This is a genomic window from Pseudophaeobacter sp. A-200-2 (assembly GCF_041008815.1).
Taxonomy (GTDB): domain Bacteria; phylum Pseudomonadota; class Alphaproteobacteria; order Rhodobacterales; family Rhodobacteraceae; genus Phycobacter; species Phycobacter gallaeciensis_A.
Genome location: NZ_JAXGFU010000007.1, coordinates 135156 through 149603, shown reverse-complemented (window position 1 = coordinate 149603; position 14448 = coordinate 135156). Strand labels below are relative to the sequence as shown.

At 62.3% G+C, this 14448-nt stretch carries 17 protein-coding genes; 9 read left to right on the top strand and 8 right to left on the bottom strand.

What is annotated here, in order from left to right; translation table 11 throughout:
* Positions 1 to 30 precede the first annotated feature (30 nt).
* The gene (locus SM766_RS12285) at positions 31 to 891 is read left to right on the top strand and encodes a helix-turn-helix domain-containing protein (protein WP_274866746.1); all 861 of its coding nucleotides are present in this window, start codon (positions 31 to 33) and stop codon (positions 889 to 891) included.
* A gap of 6 nt (positions 892 to 897) precedes the next feature.
* Here the strand turns inward: SM766_RS12285 and SM766_RS12280 are convergent, their stop codons facing one another.
* Positions 898 to 1530 (bottom strand): TetR/AcrR family transcriptional regulator, encoded by a 633-nt coding sequence (locus SM766_RS12280; protein WP_065271258.1) that lies wholly within the window; start codon positions 1528 to 1530, stop codon positions 898 to 900.
* A 152-nt stretch (positions 1531 to 1682) separates the two neighbouring features.
* Between SM766_RS12280 and SM766_RS12275 the strand changes: the two genes are divergently transcribed.
* The 6 genes from SM766_RS12275 to SM766_RS12250 all read left to right on the top strand — a co-directional run bounded on the left by SM766_RS12275 (position 1683) and on the right by SM766_RS12250 (position 6906).
* Positions 1683 to 2867 (top strand): lipid-transfer protein, encoded by a 1185-nt coding sequence (locus SM766_RS12275; RefSeq protein WP_368947953.1) that lies wholly within the window; start codon positions 1683 to 1685, stop codon positions 2865 to 2867.
* Positions 2868 to 2874: 7 nt separating this feature from the next.
* Complete coding sequence (locus tag SM766_RS12270; RefSeq protein WP_368947952.1) at positions 2875 to 3318, top strand: MaoC family dehydratase N-terminal domain-containing protein; 444 nt, start codon at positions 2875 to 2877, stop codon at positions 3316 to 3318.
* On the top strand, positions 3318 to 3728 hold the full coding sequence (locus SM766_RS12265; RefSeq protein WP_274832703.1) for a MaoC family dehydratase: 411 nt from the start codon (positions 3318 to 3320) through the stop codon (positions 3726 to 3728). The genes SM766_RS12270 and SM766_RS12265 overlap by 1 nt, the downstream gene beginning before the upstream one ends.
* A gap of 20 nt (positions 3729 to 3748) precedes the next feature.
* Entirely contained in the window at positions 3749 to 4576 is an 828-nt protein-coding gene (locus tag SM766_RS12260) for an SDR family NAD(P)-dependent oxidoreductase (RefSeq protein ID WP_368947951.1), read from the top strand.
* Between the two features lie 76 nt (positions 4577 to 4652).
* Complete coding sequence (locus SM766_RS12255; RefSeq protein ID WP_368947950.1) at positions 4653 to 5744, top strand: CaiB/BaiF CoA transferase family protein; 1092 nt, start codon at positions 4653 to 4655, stop codon at positions 5742 to 5744.
* Between the two features lie 4 nt (positions 5745 to 5748).
* Positions 5749 to 6906 (top strand): acyl-CoA dehydrogenase family protein, encoded by a 1158-nt coding sequence (locus SM766_RS12250; protein ID WP_368947949.1) that lies wholly within the window; start codon positions 5749 to 5751, stop codon positions 6904 to 6906.
* A 19-nt stretch (positions 6907 to 6925) separates the two neighbouring features.
* On the opposite strand, the gene SM766_RS12245 is transcribed toward SM766_RS12250, so the two are convergent.
* Both SM766_RS12245 and hemE read right to left on the bottom strand, forming a co-directional pair.
* A complete protein-coding gene (locus SM766_RS12245; RefSeq protein WP_165832675.1) occupies positions 6926 to 7090 on the bottom strand; it encodes a hypothetical protein in 165 nt (54 codons plus the stop codon).
* A gap of 41 nt (positions 7091 to 7131) precedes the next feature.
* Entirely contained in the window at positions 7132 to 8166 is a 1035-nt protein-coding gene (gene hemE, locus SM766_RS12240) for a uroporphyrinogen decarboxylase (RefSeq protein ID WP_274829709.1), read from the bottom strand.
* 111 nt (positions 8167 to 8277) lie between these two features.
* Here hemE and hemC point away from each other — a divergent pair, with 111 nt between their 5' ends.
* Positions 8278 to 9237, top strand: coding sequence for a hydroxymethylbilane synthase (hemC, locus tag SM766_RS12235; protein WP_274837316.1), 960 nt, complete (start codon positions 8278 to 8280; stop codon positions 9235 to 9237).
* Positions 9238 to 9322: 85 nt separating this feature from the next.
* A complete protein-coding gene (locus SM766_RS12230) occupies positions 9323 to 10267 on the top strand; it encodes a fatty acid desaturase family protein (protein ID WP_065271267.1) in 945 nt (314 codons plus the stop codon).
* A 9-nt stretch (positions 10268 to 10276) separates the two neighbouring features.
* Here the strand turns inward: SM766_RS12230 and SM766_RS12225 are convergent, their stop codons facing one another.
* The 5 genes from SM766_RS12225 to clpS form a co-directional block, all read right to left on the bottom strand.
* Positions 10277 to 11089: a glycoside hydrolase family 25 protein gene (locus SM766_RS12225; protein ID WP_368947948.1), complete on the bottom strand. Its 813-nt coding sequence runs from the start codon at positions 11087 to 11089 to the stop codon at positions 10277 to 10279.
* 115 nt (positions 11090 to 11204) lie between these two features.
* Positions 11205 to 12098, bottom strand: coding sequence for an oxygen-dependent coproporphyrinogen oxidase (gene hemF / locus SM766_RS12220; RefSeq protein ID WP_368947947.1), 894 nt, complete (start codon positions 12096 to 12098; stop codon positions 11205 to 11207).
* 66 nt (positions 12099 to 12164) lie between these two features.
* Entirely contained in the window at positions 12165 to 12968 is an 804-nt protein-coding gene (locus SM766_RS12215; RefSeq protein ID WP_065271269.1) for an SDR family NAD(P)-dependent oxidoreductase, read from the bottom strand.
* Between the two features lie 101 nt (positions 12969 to 13069).
* The gene (locus SM766_RS12210) at positions 13070 to 14065 is read right to left on the bottom strand and encodes a class I SAM-dependent methyltransferase (protein ID WP_368947946.1); all 996 of its coding nucleotides are present in this window, start codon (positions 14063 to 14065) and stop codon (positions 13070 to 13072) included.
* Between the two features lie 12 nt (positions 14066 to 14077).
* Positions 14078 to 14419, bottom strand: coding sequence for an ATP-dependent Clp protease adapter ClpS (clpS, locus tag SM766_RS12205; RefSeq protein ID WP_065271271.1), 342 nt, complete (start codon positions 14417 to 14419; stop codon positions 14078 to 14080).
* Between the last annotated feature and the right edge of the window lie 29 nt (positions 14420 to 14448).

Here is a 14448-nt window from a genome sequence, read left to right as displayed (position 1 = left end):
CATGCGCGCAAGTTCTTGTACATTTCGCACATGACCAGCGCTCTTCAGATCCGCAGCTACAACCTGTTCGGGGAAACCGATGAACTGGCGGACGTGCTGCATGTGGAGACGATCCGCTCCCGCTCCGAGCAGCATGATTGGCAGCTGTCACCGCACCGGCACGCCCGGCTGCATCAGGTCCTATTCATGACCAGTGGCGGCGGCGTGGTGGATCTGGACGGCGACGCCCATAGCCTGCCCGCCCCCTGTTTCGTCAATATTCCGCGCGGGGTTGTTCACGGTTACACGTTCGAACCAGAGACCAGCGGCTGGGTTGTCACCCTGCCCTCAGACCTTGTTGATCATTGCATCCGCAGCGGCGAAGGCGTGCGCGGCCCGCTGGATCATGCCTGCGTTTTGCCGCTGCCGCCCGACCTGCGCAGCATGGCCGAAACGCTTTATCAGGAATACCACGGCCAGAATTTTGCCCGCGCGCAGCTGCTGCGTTCGCTCGCCGGAACCCTGACCGCCCTTGTCGCCCGCCATATTCACACAGCTGAGGGCGGCGACCGTCAGAATGGTGGCAACCCGATCTTTTCCCGCTTTGAAACCCTCGTGGAGCAACATTTCCGCAGCCGCCGCCCGCTGGCGGAGTATGCACGCGATCTCGCCGTCTCCCCGACCCATCTGAACCGGATCGTGCATCAGGTCACGGGCCAGTCCGCATCGCATCTGGTGAATGAACGCATGCTGCGCGAAGCCCGGCGGATGCTGCTTTATACGTCGCTCAGCGCGGCGCAGATCGCCTATGATCTTGGGTTCAGCGATCCCGCCCATTTCAGCCGCGTCTTCACCAAGGGCACCGGCATGCCGCCGCGCGCCTTTCGCAAACAATTGGGCGACAGCGCCTGACACCGATCAGCGCTTGCTGCCCCCGGCGCCTGGCAGCAAACCATTCAGGATCATTGCAAGATACTGTTCGGCAATTTCTTCGTGGGGAACCGGCCGGTCAGTGCGGTTCCAGAAAGGGATCCAGTTCAGCGCGCCAAACACCCCGGCCGCCACAAGACGCGGATCACAATGGCGGATGACGCCTTCGCGAATCCCCTTCTCAATCAGCATCCGCAGCTGAAAATCCACCCGCGCCTTACCCTCGTGCAGGGCCTCGCGCCGCTCGGGCGACAGGCTGTGCGCCCGCACCATGGCCAGGCTGGCGCCAAGATCGGTGGACACCCACTCGCAATAGCCGCGGATCAGTCGCGAAATCCGCTCTGCCACTGGCAGGCTGTCATCGCGGCTGATCTCCATCACCTCGCCCAGGAATTCCAGGCTCAGCTGGTGGCAACCGAACAGGATGTCCTCCTTGCTTTGCACATAATAGTAGATCGTGCGCTTGGTAATGTTGAGCGCGGCAGCGATATCCTCAAGCGAGGTCTGCTCATAACCCTGATCGTTGAACAGGCGCGCACCGGCCATCAGCACTGCGCGGCGTTTGATCTCGCGCTGCGCACTGCGGCTGTCTGCCGTTTTCGTCCAGGTTTTATTGCCCATCGCCGTTCTTCCCCCGGCCCACCCCATGCGAGGTCTGACCTATTGACGCCCGGTAATTACACTCATGAGTTACACTCTTCTTGACAGTTTGCCCAGCCCGAACCGAAAGTAACCCGGAAGTGTAATTCCGACTCGCGCAAGGGAGAGAGCCAATGTCTGTACATGTGATGGTTGCCGGAGTGGGTATGACCAAATTCGCCAAACCCGGCCAGAATGAACCCTATACCGAAATGGGCGCTGCCGCCGTGCGCGATGCGCTGAAGGACGCGGGCCTGCCCTATGATGCCGTGCAGCAGGCCTATGCGGGCTATGTCTATGGGGACAGCACCTGTGGCCAGGCGGCGCTTTACAAGGTTGGCATGACCGGCATTCCGGTGATGAACGTCAACAACAACTGCTCGACCGGATCGACCGCCCTTTTCATGGCGCGTCAGGCGGTGGAATCGGGCGTTGTCGATGTGGCGCTGGCGCTTGGCTTTGAGCATATGAAACCCGGCGCGCTGACCTCGCACTGGGATGACCGGCCCAGCCCGTTCGATGCCTTTGACGCGGAAACCGACGATCTGGTTGGCCAGCCCGAGATCCCGCTGGCGCTGCGCTATTTCGGCGGCGCGGGCAAATCGCATATGGAGAAATACGGCTCCACCATGCTGGATCTTGCGCGTATCCGGGCCAAGGCCAGCCGCCATGCGGTGAACAATCCGCTGGCCCTGTTCCGCAATGAACTCTCGCCCGAGGATGTGCTGGAAAGCCCCACCATCTGGGAAGGCGTGATGACCCGCCTGATGGCCTGCCCCCCCACCTGCGGCGCGGCGGCGGCGGTCGTGGTCAGCGAGGCCTATGCCAAGAAACACGGGCTGAACACCAACGTGCGCATCGCGGGCCAGGCGATGACCACCGATTATGCCAGCACCTTTGACGCCCACGACATGATGAAGGTCGTCGGCTACGACATGACGGCAGCCGCCTCGAAACAGGTGCAGGAGCAAACCGGCATCGGCATCGAAGACGTCGACGTGGTCGAACTGCACGACTGTTTCGCCCATAACGAGATGATCACTTACGAAGGCCTTGGCCTCTGCCCCGAAGGCGGCGCATCCAAGTTCATCGCCGATGGCGACAACACCTATGGCGGCAAATACGTGACCAACCCCTCGGGCGGGCTTTTGTCCAAGGGACATCCCCTTGGCGCGACCGGCCTTGCGCAATGTTACGAGCTGACCCGCCAGCTGCGCGGCACCGCAGGCAGCACGCAGGTCGAAGGCGCCCGCACGGCGCTGCAGCACAACCTCGGCCTTGGCGGCGCCTGCGTCGTCACCATGTATCAGGCGCAGTGAGGCGGCGATGATCGACACCTCTTACATCGGCCACGTGACCGATCCCTATGCGGTCACGGTGGAGAAAGGCCGGTTGCGGGATTTTGCCCGCGCTACCGGCCAGAGCGACCGCGTCTATCTGGATGAGGAGGCCGCGAAGGCGGCGGGCTATCGTGGGCTGCTGGCGCCGCCCACCTACCTGTTCTCGCTGGATCTGGACCGCGAAGATCCGTTCTATTTCATCACGCTCTTGAAGATCGACATCGCAAAGGTCCTTCATGGTGAGCAGGCCTTTACCTATGGCGCGCCGATGTGCGCCGAGGATACCATTACCCTGGTGAGCAAGGTCACTGACATCTACGCCAAGAAAGGCGGCGCCATGGAGTTCGTGCATCTGAAAACCTCGGCCACCAACCAGCTCGGCGAAGACGCAGGCAGCATGACCCGCACCGTGATCGTGAGGCATCCGTAATGACCATGCCAACCTATGCAGAGATCAATGTGGGCGATCAGCTGCCGCCCCTCACCACCAAGGAGATCACCCGCACCACGCTGGCGCTGTTCGCCGGCGCCTCGGGCGATCACAACCCGATCCACATCGACATTGATTTCGCGAAACGCGCAGGCATGCCGGACGTCTTTGCCCACGGCATGCTGAATATGGCCTATCTGGGCCGCCTGTTGACGGGCTGGGTACCGCAATCGGCCGTGCGCGAATTCACCACCCGGTTTGTATCGATCACCCAAGTTCACGCGGTGATCACCTGCACCGGCAAGGTGGTGGAGAAACGCGACGGCAATCTGGTGGCGCTTGAGATTGAGGCCGCCGATCAGAACGGTGAGGTCAAACTGGCCGGGACCGCCCTGATTGAGCTGCCATAACGACAAAGGACACTGACAAGATGAGCAAACTCGCAGGCAAGACTGCTTATGTCACCGGCGCAGGCCGCGGTATCGGCCGTTCCATCGCGCTGAAACTGGCCGAGGACGGCGCCAATGTGGTGCTGAACGATCTGGACGCGGACCCCGCAAACGCCGTCGTTGCCGAAATCGAAGCGATGGGCCGGAAGGCGCTGGCCATTCCCGGATCCGTCACGGCGGCAGGCTTTGCCGATGATTTTATCCAGGCCGGGATCGACAAGTTCGGCGGCATCGACATCATCGTCAACAATGCCGGCTACACCTGGGACAGCTTCATCGGCAAGATGAGCGACGAACAGTTCGATGCCATGATCGACGTACACCTGAAGGCGCCCTTCCAGATCCTGCGCGCAGCGTCGCCCTTCATCACGCAAGCCGCAGCAGCCGAGGCTGCCGAGGGCCGCGAGGTCTTCCGCAAGGTGGTAAATATCTCGTCGATTTCGGGCACCGGCGGCAATCCCGGACAGGCGAACTATTCCGCAGCGAAATCCGGCGTCATCGGCCTGACCAAGACGATGGCCAAGGAATGGGGCCGGTTCAAGGTCAACGTCAACGCGGTGGCCTTTGGCATGATCTCCACCCGCCTGACCGAGGCCACGGACGAAAAGAAATCGATCGAGGTCGAAGGCAACAAAATCGGCATCGGCATCCCCAAGAAACTGGTGCAGGGCATGGAGATGATGATCCCCGTGGGCCGTGCGGGCACACCGGAAGAGGCGGCGGGCGGCGTCTACCTATTCTGCATCCCCGAAAGCAACTACGTCTCGGGCCAGACCCTGGTCGTGGGCGGCGGCCTGTCCGGCACCTGATCCACGCGACACTCAGAAACAGCGTACTGGCCCGCCCTGCACCGGGGCGGGCCACCAAAACTGGGAGACGACATAAATGCTGGAAGGCACCCGCATCATCGAGGTCGAAGGCCTTGGCCCCGGCCCATTCGCGGCGATGACATTGGCCGATATGGGCGCCGATGTGATCTGCATCCACCGCAAGGGCGGCGGCGTCACCCCCGGCATGCCGGAGCGTTCGGTGCTGGATCGCGGCAAGCGATCGATCGAGCTGGATCTGAAGGAACCCGAAGACATCAAGACCTTCATGGCGCTGGTGGAAACCGCCGACGGGTTGATCGAAGGTTTCCGCCCTGGCGTGATGGAAAAGCTCGGCATCGGGCCCGAGGCCTGCCATGCGGTGAACCCGGCCCTTGTCTTTGGCCGTATGACCGGCTGGGGACAGGACAGTACCCTGTCCCATGCCGCGGGGCATGACCTCAACTACATCTCCCTGTCCGGCGCGCTTTGGTACGGGTCAAATCCCGGCGATGCGCCGCTGACACCGGCCACGCTGGTGGGCGACATCGGCGGCGGCGCCATGTATCTGGTGGCGGGTATGCTCGCCGGTATCCTGCGCGCCCGCACCAGCGGCGAAGGCTGCGTCGTCGATGCGGCGATCTATGACGGCTCGGCCCATATGATGAACCTGTTGATGAGCATCCGTCAGGCCGGGAACTTTGGCGATGCGCGCGGGCAGAATCTGCTTGATGGCCCGCACTGGAGCCGTACCTACGCCTGCGCCGATGGTGGCTTCATGTCGGTGCAGTGTCTTGAGCCGAAATTCTATGCCCAGTTCCTGTCATTGATGGATCTTGCGGAGGATACCGATTTTCAGCGTCAGTTTGACAAATCACTCTGGCCCGCGCTGACCGGGCGTCTGGCCGGGATCTTTGCCAGCCAGCCCCGCGATCACTGGGCAGGTATTTTTGAGGGCACCGATGCCTGCGTCGCGCCTGTCCTTAGCCCCGGCGAGGCGCTGACCCATCCTATGAACGCCCGCGGCACCTGGGTCGAGGCACATGGCGCGCTTCAGGCCGCCCCTGCCCCACGGTTTTCCGGCGCAGGGGACTGGATGGCGCCCGAAAGTCCCGTTCGCGGGCAACACGCAAAAGAAATTCTGGCCGAACTGGGCCGTGACAAGGACTGATCCGATGACCGCGCATAGCTCCCCCTGGATGACCGACGAACTGGCAATGTTGCAAGACAGCTGCCGCAGCTTTTTCACCGCTGAAATGACCCCGCATGAGGAACGCTGGCAGAAACAGGGCCATATAGACCGGGAGTTCTGGAACAAGGCGGGGGAATTCGGCCTCCTCTGCGCCAGCGTCCCCGAGGAATACGGCGGCATGGGCGGCGATTTCCGGCACGAGGCGGTGATCACCACCGAACAGTTCCGCGCCGCCGGGTTTTCCGGCTTTGGCAATTCCGTCCATAGCCAGATCTGCGCGGGCTATATACTCGATTATGGCACCGAGGATCAGAAACAGCGCTGGCTGCCCAAGATGGCCAGCGGCGAAATGGTCTGCGCCATCGCCATGACCGAACCCGGCACCGGGTCGGACCTGCAGAACATCAAGGCGAACGCCCTGCGCGACGGCAACGATTACGTGCTGAACGGCTCCAAAACCTTCATCACCAATGGTCAGCAGGCGGATCTGATCATCGTGGTCTGCAAGACCGATACCACGCAGGGGGCCAAGGGGATCTCGCTTCTGGTTGTGGAAACCGAGGGCGCCGAAGGGTTTGCAAGGGGCCGCAACCTCGAAAAGCTGGGCCTCAAGAGTCAGGACACATCAGAGCTGTTCTTTGACGATGTACGCGTACCGCCCGAGAACCTGCTTGGCGGGGTCGAGGGACAGGGGTTCTATCAGCTGATGAAGGCGCTGCCACAGGAACGGCTGGTGATCGCGCTTGGGGCCGCCGCCGTGATCGAGAAGGCGTTGGATGACACCATCGCCTATACCTCAGAGCGGCGTGCCTTTGGTCAGGCGCTGATCGAGATGCAGAACACCCGTTTCAAGCTGGCCGAGGCCAAGACCATCGCCCATATCGCCCGCGTGTTCCTGGATGACTGCGTCGCTAAGCACCTGCGCGGAGAGCTGGACGCCGCTACCGCATCAATGGCGAAATGGTGGGTCACCCAGATGCAATGCGATGTGGTGGACGAATGCCTGCAGCTGCACGGCGGCTACGGTTACATGCTGGACTACCCAATCGCCAATATGTACGCCGATGCCCGCGTGCAAAAGATCTACGGCGGGTCGAACGAGATCATGAAAGAGCTGATTGCCCGCACCCTGACCGAATAAAAAGGCCGAACGGCGCGGCTCAGCCGTCCTTCTGGGCGGCTGCGGCCTTCTTCATGCGGGCCAGCAACTCTGCTTTGGTTTCGCGCTTGCTGTAGGGGTTCTTGTCGGTGCCCTTGGCGTTATGCTCGCTGTGGCGGGGTTCGTTGCGGCCCGGTTTCTGGCCGCCTTGCTTGCTGTAATCCATTACTCTCGCTCACATATTGATTGGCTGAACGCGACGCACGATCAGGCTTCGCGGACCGTATCGATCATCAGCTGGACATTGTCCGGGTCGGCATCCGGGGTGATCCCGTGGCCAAGGTTGAAGATATGCGGGCCGCCGCGCAGGGCGTTGACGATGCGGCGGGTATCATCGATCAGATCCTGACCACCGGTCACCATGTGACGCGAAGCCAGGTTACCCTGCACGCAACCATCGACCTGCACATGTTCGGCCACCCATTCCGGGGTCACCGAATTATCCACCGCTACGCAATCGACACCTGTTGCCTTGGCAAAACCGATATACTTGTCGCCCGCCTCACGCGGGAAACCGATGACCGGGATGCCGGGATGACGCTCTTTCAGCGCCGCGGTGATCTGGCGGCAGGGCTCCAGCGCGTACTTCTGGAAATCCTCGCCCTTCAGGGATCCCGCCCAGCTGTCGAAGATCTTCACCACTTCGGCGCCCGCCTCGATCTGTTTCGACAGGTAATCGATGGTCGCCTCGGTGATGCGGGCCAGCAGCGCCTCGAACAGCGGACGGTTTTCTGCCTTCAACGCATGGGCAGGCCCCTGATCCGGGGTGCCGCGTCCGGCGATCATATAGGTCGCCACGGTCCAGGGCGCCCCGGCAAACCCAATCAGAGCCGTCTCGCTGGGCAATTCCTGTTTCAAAATGCGCAAGGTGTCGTAGATCGGGTTCAGCGTCTCGTGGATGTCGCTGACCGGGCCAAGCTTGGCAAAATCCGCATCGGTGGTGATGGTCGACAGGCGCGGCCCTTCGCCGGTGACGAACCACAGATCCGCGCCCAGCGCCTGCGGCACCAGCAGGATATCGGCAAACAGGATCGCCGCATCAAACCCATAGCGGCGGATCGGTTGCAGGGTGACCTCGGCAGCCAGTTCGGAATTGTAGCACAGCGACAGGAAATCCCCAGCCTGGGCCCGCGTCGCGCGGTATTCCGGCAGATAGCGGCCCGCCTGACGCATCATCCAGATCGGCGGCACATGCTGTTTTTCGCCTGCCAATGCGCGCAGCAGTTTCTTCTGTTCGGCCATGGGATTCCTCGCTTCTCTCTTGGGTACTGAGGTCTAGGCTGAGCGGCAAATTGTCAAGGGTGGTGAGGCCGATGCTTGTCACGGCATAATGTCGCGAATAAAGGTTCTGACATGACACAGAACCTGCCCTCCCCCGCTTCGCCCCTGAAGATCGGCACCCGTGGCTCGCCGCTGGCCCTGGCTCAGGCCCATGAGACGCGCGACCGTCTGGCCGCCGCGTTCGAGCTGCCGCAGGAGGCCTTCGAGATCGTCGTCATCAAAACCACCGGTGACAATCAGGCGCTGATCGCAGCGGACCGCCCGCTGAAGGAGATCGGCAACAAGGGCCTCTTCACCAAGGAAATCGAAGAGGCGATGCTGACCGGCGCCATCGACATCGCGGTGCATTCGATGAAGGACATGCCAGTGGCGCAGCCTGTGGGTCTGGTGCTGGATTGCTACCTGCCGCGCGAAGACGTGCGCGATGCTTTCATCTCCCCGAGCCTGTCCTCGATCACCGAACTGGCGCCGGGCTCTGTCGTGGGCACCTCCTCGCTGCGCCGCCGCGCGCAATTGCTGAACCGCCGCCCCGACCTGAAAGTGGTGGAGTTCCGCGGCAACGTGCAGACCCGCCTGAAGAAACTCGACGACGGCGTGGCCGAATGCACCTTCCTGGCGATGGCCGGGCTGAATCGTCTGGCGATGGAGAACGTGCCCGCAACCGGCATCGACACCGACGACATGCTGCCCGCCGTGGCGCAGGGCGCCATTGGCATCGAACGGCGCGCAGATGACAGCCGCGCAGGCGATATGTTGGCGGCCATCCATGATACAGAGACCGCACAGCGTCTTGCGGCCGAACGCGCCTTTCTGGCGGCTCTGGACGGGTCTTGCGAAACGCCCATCGCGGGTCTTGCGGAGCTTGATGGCACCACCCTGCGCCTGCGCGGCGAAGTGCTGCGCCCCGATGGCTCCGAAGCCCTTCAGGACGCGCAGACCTGCGCGATCGAGGACGGACCGGAGCTGGGCCGCGAAATGGCCGCAAAGCTGCTGGAACAGGCCGGGGAAGGTTTCTTCGACTGGCGCGGCTGACCGCCCTGCCCCGGACCTGACGCCACGGTTTTCTTGACCTGTTTGCGCTTCTGCTGGAAGCCTGAGGCTTGGGAGGACTACACGCATGACACCGGGAAAAACATATCTCAGCTCTGACGAAATTCGCCCTTTGGCGGAACGATCGGATCCTATGGGACTGTGGTTGCTACTGCACTGCTGGGGCACGATTGCCCTGGCGATCGCGCTCTTCGCGCTCTGGCCCAATGTTCTGACCTTTGTGCTCGCCGTGATGGTGATCGGCTCGCGCCAGCTGGGGCTGGCGATCCTGATGCACGAGGCCGCCCATAACGCGCTGTTCAAGACCCGCCGCTGGAATGAGCTTGCCGGGGACTGGCTCTGCGGTCGCCCCATTCTGGCGGATCTGGGCGCCTATCGGCATTACCATCTGACCCATCACCGGTTCACCCAGACCGACAAGGATCCCGATCTGGTTCTGTCGTCGAAATTCCCCACCTCCCGCGCCTCGCTGCGGCGCAAGTTCACCCGCGATCTGACCGGGCAGACCGGCATCAAACAGCTTTTGGGCCAGATCGCCATGTCCCTGCAGCTGGCCGGAGATGACGACGCGATCAAGGCAGCGAACTCCGATTTCGCCCAAAGCTTCAAGGCGCCGCGCCTTTGGGGGGCACTGCCGGTATTTTTCGGCATTGCCCTGCTCATCAGTCTGATTGGCGACTGGTGGTGGGGGCTTGCCTTCTGGCTGCTGCCCTATCTCACTTGGTTCCAGTTCGTGCTGCGGGTGCGCAACATCGCCGAGCATGGCGCCACCGAGCAATCCGAAAACCCGCTGCAGAACGTGCGCACCACCCGCGCAGGCCCGCTCGCCCGGCTTCTGGTGGCGCCCTATTGGGTGAACTACCATCTGGAGCATCACATGGTGATGCATGTGCCCTGCTGGCAGCTCAGACGCATGCACGCCCTGTTGCTGAAAAAGGGGCTGGGGGAGCAGATGCGCATCGCGAAAGGGTATGGTCAGGCCTTGGCCGAGGCAGGCTGGCGGCGGGCCTGATCCTGCGCCCTACTGTTCCAACTGGCCGGACCAGCGCAACCAGCTTTCGGGACTGTCGTGGAACACATTGAGGTCCACGTCGCCATCGATCCCCGGCACCCGCCCGGTGCCGGTGTATTGCCAGAGCCGCCAGAAGGCGCTGGGATAGGTCTGGCGCGGATGCCCGGCGACGGAACGCAGCCAGAACTCAGTGCCGCGCAGCCGACCGATGCCGGTTTCGGCAAAGAAATCCACCGTGGTGTAGATGACCGGGCGGCGGCCATAGTGAGCCTCCAGAATATCCAGAAACTTACGCGCCTCAGAGCGGATATGCGCACCATCGGGGCGATGCCTGCAGGTCTTTGAGTGGTGGTTCCACTCCATATCCAGAACATGGGGCAGCGCCTTTGCCTCACGCGGCACGTTGCGGATGAACCACCGCGCCTGCTCCCGCGCCGGGCGACAGAAGTAGAAATAGTGATAGGCCCCGCGCGGCATCCCTGCCCGTGCAGCGCCGCGCCAGTTGTCGCCGAACTTCGGATCCAGCAGATCCCCGCCCTCGGTCGCCTTGAGATAGGCAAAGGAGACGCCTGCCGCCTTGGCTGTGTCCCAGTCAATGTCGCCCTGCCAGCGCGACACATCAATCCCGTGAATGGCATAGGAGTAGGGCGTGCGCCCCTCCCAAGAATGAGGATCGCTGTCCTCGAACCGGGGATAGGTCACCAGCCGGGCCAGCTGTGCATCGGACGGAAGCTGGGTCGGCGCCGGGCGCTCCGGTTCGGGCCGGGTGCCGCAGGCAGCCAGTGTCACAAGGCAAAGGGCCGACATCAAAAAGAACCGCATCATCCCTCCGCACACAAACAAACACAGTCTTTTGCCCCGCCTCTGGCCCGCGCGGACTACATCCTCGGATATTTCCGCAGAAACCGATATGCCCGGAGCCAGTTTGCTGCGCCACTCAGACCCATTTGGCCAGCGGCGGCAGGCTCATCAGAACCGCATTGGCGTCATGCCCGGTTTCCAGACCAAACTTTGTCCCCCGGTCATAGACCAGATTATACTCGGCATAGAGGCCACGATGCACCAGCTGCGCCTCCTTGTCCTTGTCATCAAAGGGCTGAACCCGGCGTTTTTCCACCAGCGGCAGATAGGCTGGCAGGAAGGCGCGGCCAATATCCTGGGTCAGAGCGAAATCCGCCTGCCAGTCACCGGTGCAACGATCATCCATGAAGATGCCACCAACCCCCCGCGCCCGGTGGCGGTGCGGGATGTAGAAATACTCATCCGCCCATTCCTTCAGACGCGGATAGAGATCCGTGCCATGCGGGTCGAGATGCTGTTTCTGCTGCGCATGAAAATGGGCGGTATCCTCGGCATACTCGATGCATGGGTTGAGGTCCGAGCCGCCGCCAAACCACCAGGCATGCGGTGTCCAGAACATACGGGTGTTCATGTGAACTGCAGGCACATGCGGGTTCTGCATATGCGCAACCAGCGAAATGCCCGAGGCCCAGAACCGCGGATCGTCCTTCATGCCCGGAATGCCCTTGCGCGCCGCCATGGCGTTCTGCGCCCGCTCGCCAAGCGTGCCGTAGACCTCCGAGATATTGACGCCGACCTTTTCAAAGACACGGCCGCCCCGCATCACGCTCATCAGCCCGCCGCCCGCGTCCGATCCATCATCCGCGGTGCGCTTTGTCTCGCTCACCTCGAACCGGCCCGGCGCCTGATCAGAGAAGGGGCCGGTGTCATGGCTCGCCTCAAGCGCCTCGAAGGCCGCGACGATCTCATCGCGCAGGGTGCGGAACCAGGCGGCAGCGCGGGCTTTTTCGTCTTTCATTTCAGCAGTCATTTCAGAGCGTCTTTCGGTACTTGTGGGACGCCGCGCTGCGTGAGCGCAGGCAGGTCCCGGCATTCATCAGTGAACAGGAGCGGCAACGGAATCCAGCAGCGTGCGACCACCATCGACCGTCACGATCTGGCCCGTCATGAAACTGGCCGCGTCCGAGGCAAGGAACTGCGCCGTTTCGGTCAGCTCGGTCGGTGCGGCGATGCGGCCCAGCGGTGTGTGGTCTTCGATATCCTGCCGATAGGCCCGGTTATCCTTGAGCGTGCCCCTGAGCGACGCGCTCATTACCGAGCCAAAGGCAATGGAATTCACCCGGACCCCATGCGGCGCATAAGAGACAGAGAGCGACCGGGTCAGCTGATCCAGCGCCGCCGAAGCCACCGAATAGGCCATCAGATCGGGGTGGGTCCGCCGCGCCGCGATCGACGACAGGTTGATGATGGCCCCGCGCGCAGCGCCCGGCTCGCGCCCCTCGCCTTGCTTGATCATCCGCCGCGCCGCCTGTTGCGACAGACGCAGGGTCGGCAACAGGTTCTCGGTCAGCAGCAGTTCCAGCGACTCGTCCTTCGGGTCCAGCGGATCACTCGGCACCACCTGACGGGCGCCGTTGACGAGGATATCCACGTCTTCGAAGGCATCGATGGTCGCCGACAACAGATTGGCAATGGTCAGCCTTTCGCGCAGATCCCCGGCGAAGTAGCGGATGTTGCTTTCGTCGGCCTGCTCTCCCAGTTCCGCGATCAGGGCCGCCTCGTTGGTATCGGCAAACATGACGTTGGCACCGGCATCCGCGAACTGCTTGCCAATGGCCAGACCAATCCCGCTTGAGGCGCCGGTCACGATGGCAGTCTTGCCGGAAATCGAAAAGGACATTCGGGCACTCCAGAATGTTGCGTCGCGTAGTGAAAACTGAGCCGGAGCCTAGACCGGACCATTCGGTTTGAAAACCTGCAATACGGGGTGACCTTACCGCCCTAACGCCGCTGCCGCTTGGGGCGGCTGGCGTGCAAGACCTTGAACCGGTTGTCGCCTGCGGCTTCCTCGACTGCGGCAAACCGCTCTGACAGGGTGATCTCATAGGGCAGATGCCGGTTGGCAACCATCCACAGATGGCCCGAAGCGGTCAGCATCTCGGCAGCGCTGGAAATGAAGGCCTTACCCAGCTCCGGCTCAGCGCTGCGGCCGCTGTGAAACGGCGGGTTCATCACCACCGCGTTCATCTGCCCCGGCGCCTTCCAATTGCGAACATCGGCCCAGTGGAACTGGGCCCGGTCATCGGCAACGTTGCGCCGCGCGCAGGACAGCGCGTCATGATTGGCTTCGACCAGGTGCAGCTCTTCGATTTCAGAGTGGCTCAGCATTTGCCGGGATAGATACCCCCAGCCTGCGCCGAGATCAGCAACGGCACGGCCAAGTTTTGCAGGCAGGGCGTCGACCAGTAGTTTCGAGGCCGGATCGATTCCGTCAGCGGAAAACACCCCCGGCACGGTCACGAAGCCCTCCACTTCAACGCCGTCTGCGGGTGGCAACCAGTCAGTGAGCGCATCGCCGCCGCCATCGAACCAGAAGACCTTGCCATGCGCCTTGGACACCGGTTCGGACGGGGACATGCGTTTGCGCAGTTCCTTCAGGATGGAATCGATTCCGTCCGTCTTGGCCCCATCTACCAGCACCGGACCGTCCGTCAGGGCCGAAGCCTGCGCCACCGCCATCCGCGACTGCGCCTTGGCGCGGGACAGGAACACCACGGCAGCGGCAAACCGCATGTCATCCGGCAATTCGGGGCGACAATCGTACCCTTGCGCGGCAAAGGCATCGTATTCACCGCGCATCGGCTGGATCAGCACCAGCTGATCCTTTGGCAGGCACGACAGATCGTGCTCCGCGCGCGGGTGGAAAACGGCGATACGGCCCTCTGCAGGCACCGCAAAGCCGCCCGTCTCAAGAGCGAGCGACAGGCGAACGGACATAGCGGGACCTCTTCAGTCTTCTTTTTCCATGGTGCATTGCAGCGGATGCTGATGGCGACGGGCAAAATCCATCACCTGCGCGACCTTTGTCTCGGCGATCTCGTGGCTGAAAACACCAACCACGGCCAGACCTTTTTTGTGCACGGTCAGCATGATTTCAAACGCCTGCGCGTGTGTCATGCCAAAGAACCGTTCCAGCACCATGACCACGAATTCCATCGGGGTGTAGTCATCGTTGAGCAGCAGAACCTTGTAGCGCGGCGGTCGCTGGGTTTTCGGCCGGGTCTTGGTCAGGACACCAAGATCGCTGTCGTCGTCCGAGTTGTCCGTCATCATCACTGGCTGAAGCAGCATAGCGTCTCTATTCCGGTCGTGCTTGGATT

Coding starts and splice junctions, on each gene's coding strand:
- SM766_RS12285 (WP_274866746.1), top strand. CDS start 31: ATGACCAGCGCTCTTCAGATCCGCAGCTACAACCTGTTCGGGGAAACC.
- clpS (WP_065271271.1), bottom strand. CDS start 14,419: ATGCTGCTTCAGCCAGTGATGATGACGGACAACTCGGACGACGACAGC.
- hemE (WP_274829709.1), bottom strand. CDS start 8,166: ATGGCCGAACAGAAGAAACTGCTGCGCGCATTGGCAGGCGAAAAACAG.
- SM766_RS12265 (WP_274832703.1), top strand. CDS start 3,318: ATGACCATGCCAACCTATGCAGAGATCAATGTGGGCGATCAGCTGCCG.
- SM766_RS12250 (WP_368947949.1), top strand. CDS start 5,749: ATGACCGCGCATAGCTCCCCCTGGATGACCGACGAACTGGCAATGTTG.
- SM766_RS12255 (WP_368947950.1), top strand. CDS start 4,653: ATGCTGGAAGGCACCCGCATCATCGAGGTCGAAGGCCTTGGCCCCGGC.
- SM766_RS12280 (WP_065271258.1), bottom strand. CDS start 1,530: ATGGGCAATAAAACCTGGACGAAAACGGCAGACAGCCGCAGTGCGCAG.
- hemC (WP_274837316.1), top strand. CDS start 8,278: ATGACACAGAACCTGCCCTCCCCCGCTTCGCCCCTGAAGATCGGCACC.
- SM766_RS12210 (WP_368947946.1), bottom strand. CDS start 14,065: ATGTCCGTTCGCCTGTCGCTCGCTCTTGAGACGGGCGGCTTTGCGGTG.
- SM766_RS12245 (WP_165832675.1), bottom strand. CDS start 7,090: ATGGATTACAGCAAGCAAGGCGGCCAGAAACCGGGCCGCAACGAACCC.
- hemF (WP_368947947.1), bottom strand. CDS start 12,098: ATGACTGCTGAAATGAAAGACGAAAAAGCCCGCGCTGCCGCCTGGTTC.
- SM766_RS12260 (WP_368947951.1), top strand. CDS start 3,749: ATGAGCAAACTCGCAGGCAAGACTGCTTATGTCACCGGCGCAGGCCGC.
- SM766_RS12230 (WP_065271267.1), top strand. CDS start 9,323: ATGACACCGGGAAAAACATATCTCAGCTCTGACGAAATTCGCCCTTTG.
- SM766_RS12275 (WP_368947953.1), top strand. CDS start 1,683: ATGTCTGTACATGTGATGGTTGCCGGAGTGGGTATGACCAAATTCGCC.
- SM766_RS12270 (WP_368947952.1), top strand. CDS start 2,875: ATGATCGACACCTCTTACATCGGCCACGTGACCGATCCCTATGCGGTC.
- SM766_RS12225 (WP_368947948.1), bottom strand. CDS start 11,089: ATGCGGTTCTTTTTGATGTCGGCCCTTTGCCTTGTGACACTGGCTGCC.
- SM766_RS12215 (WP_065271269.1), bottom strand. CDS start 12,968: ATGTCCTTTTCGATTTCCGGCAAGACTGCCATCGTGACCGGCGCCTCA.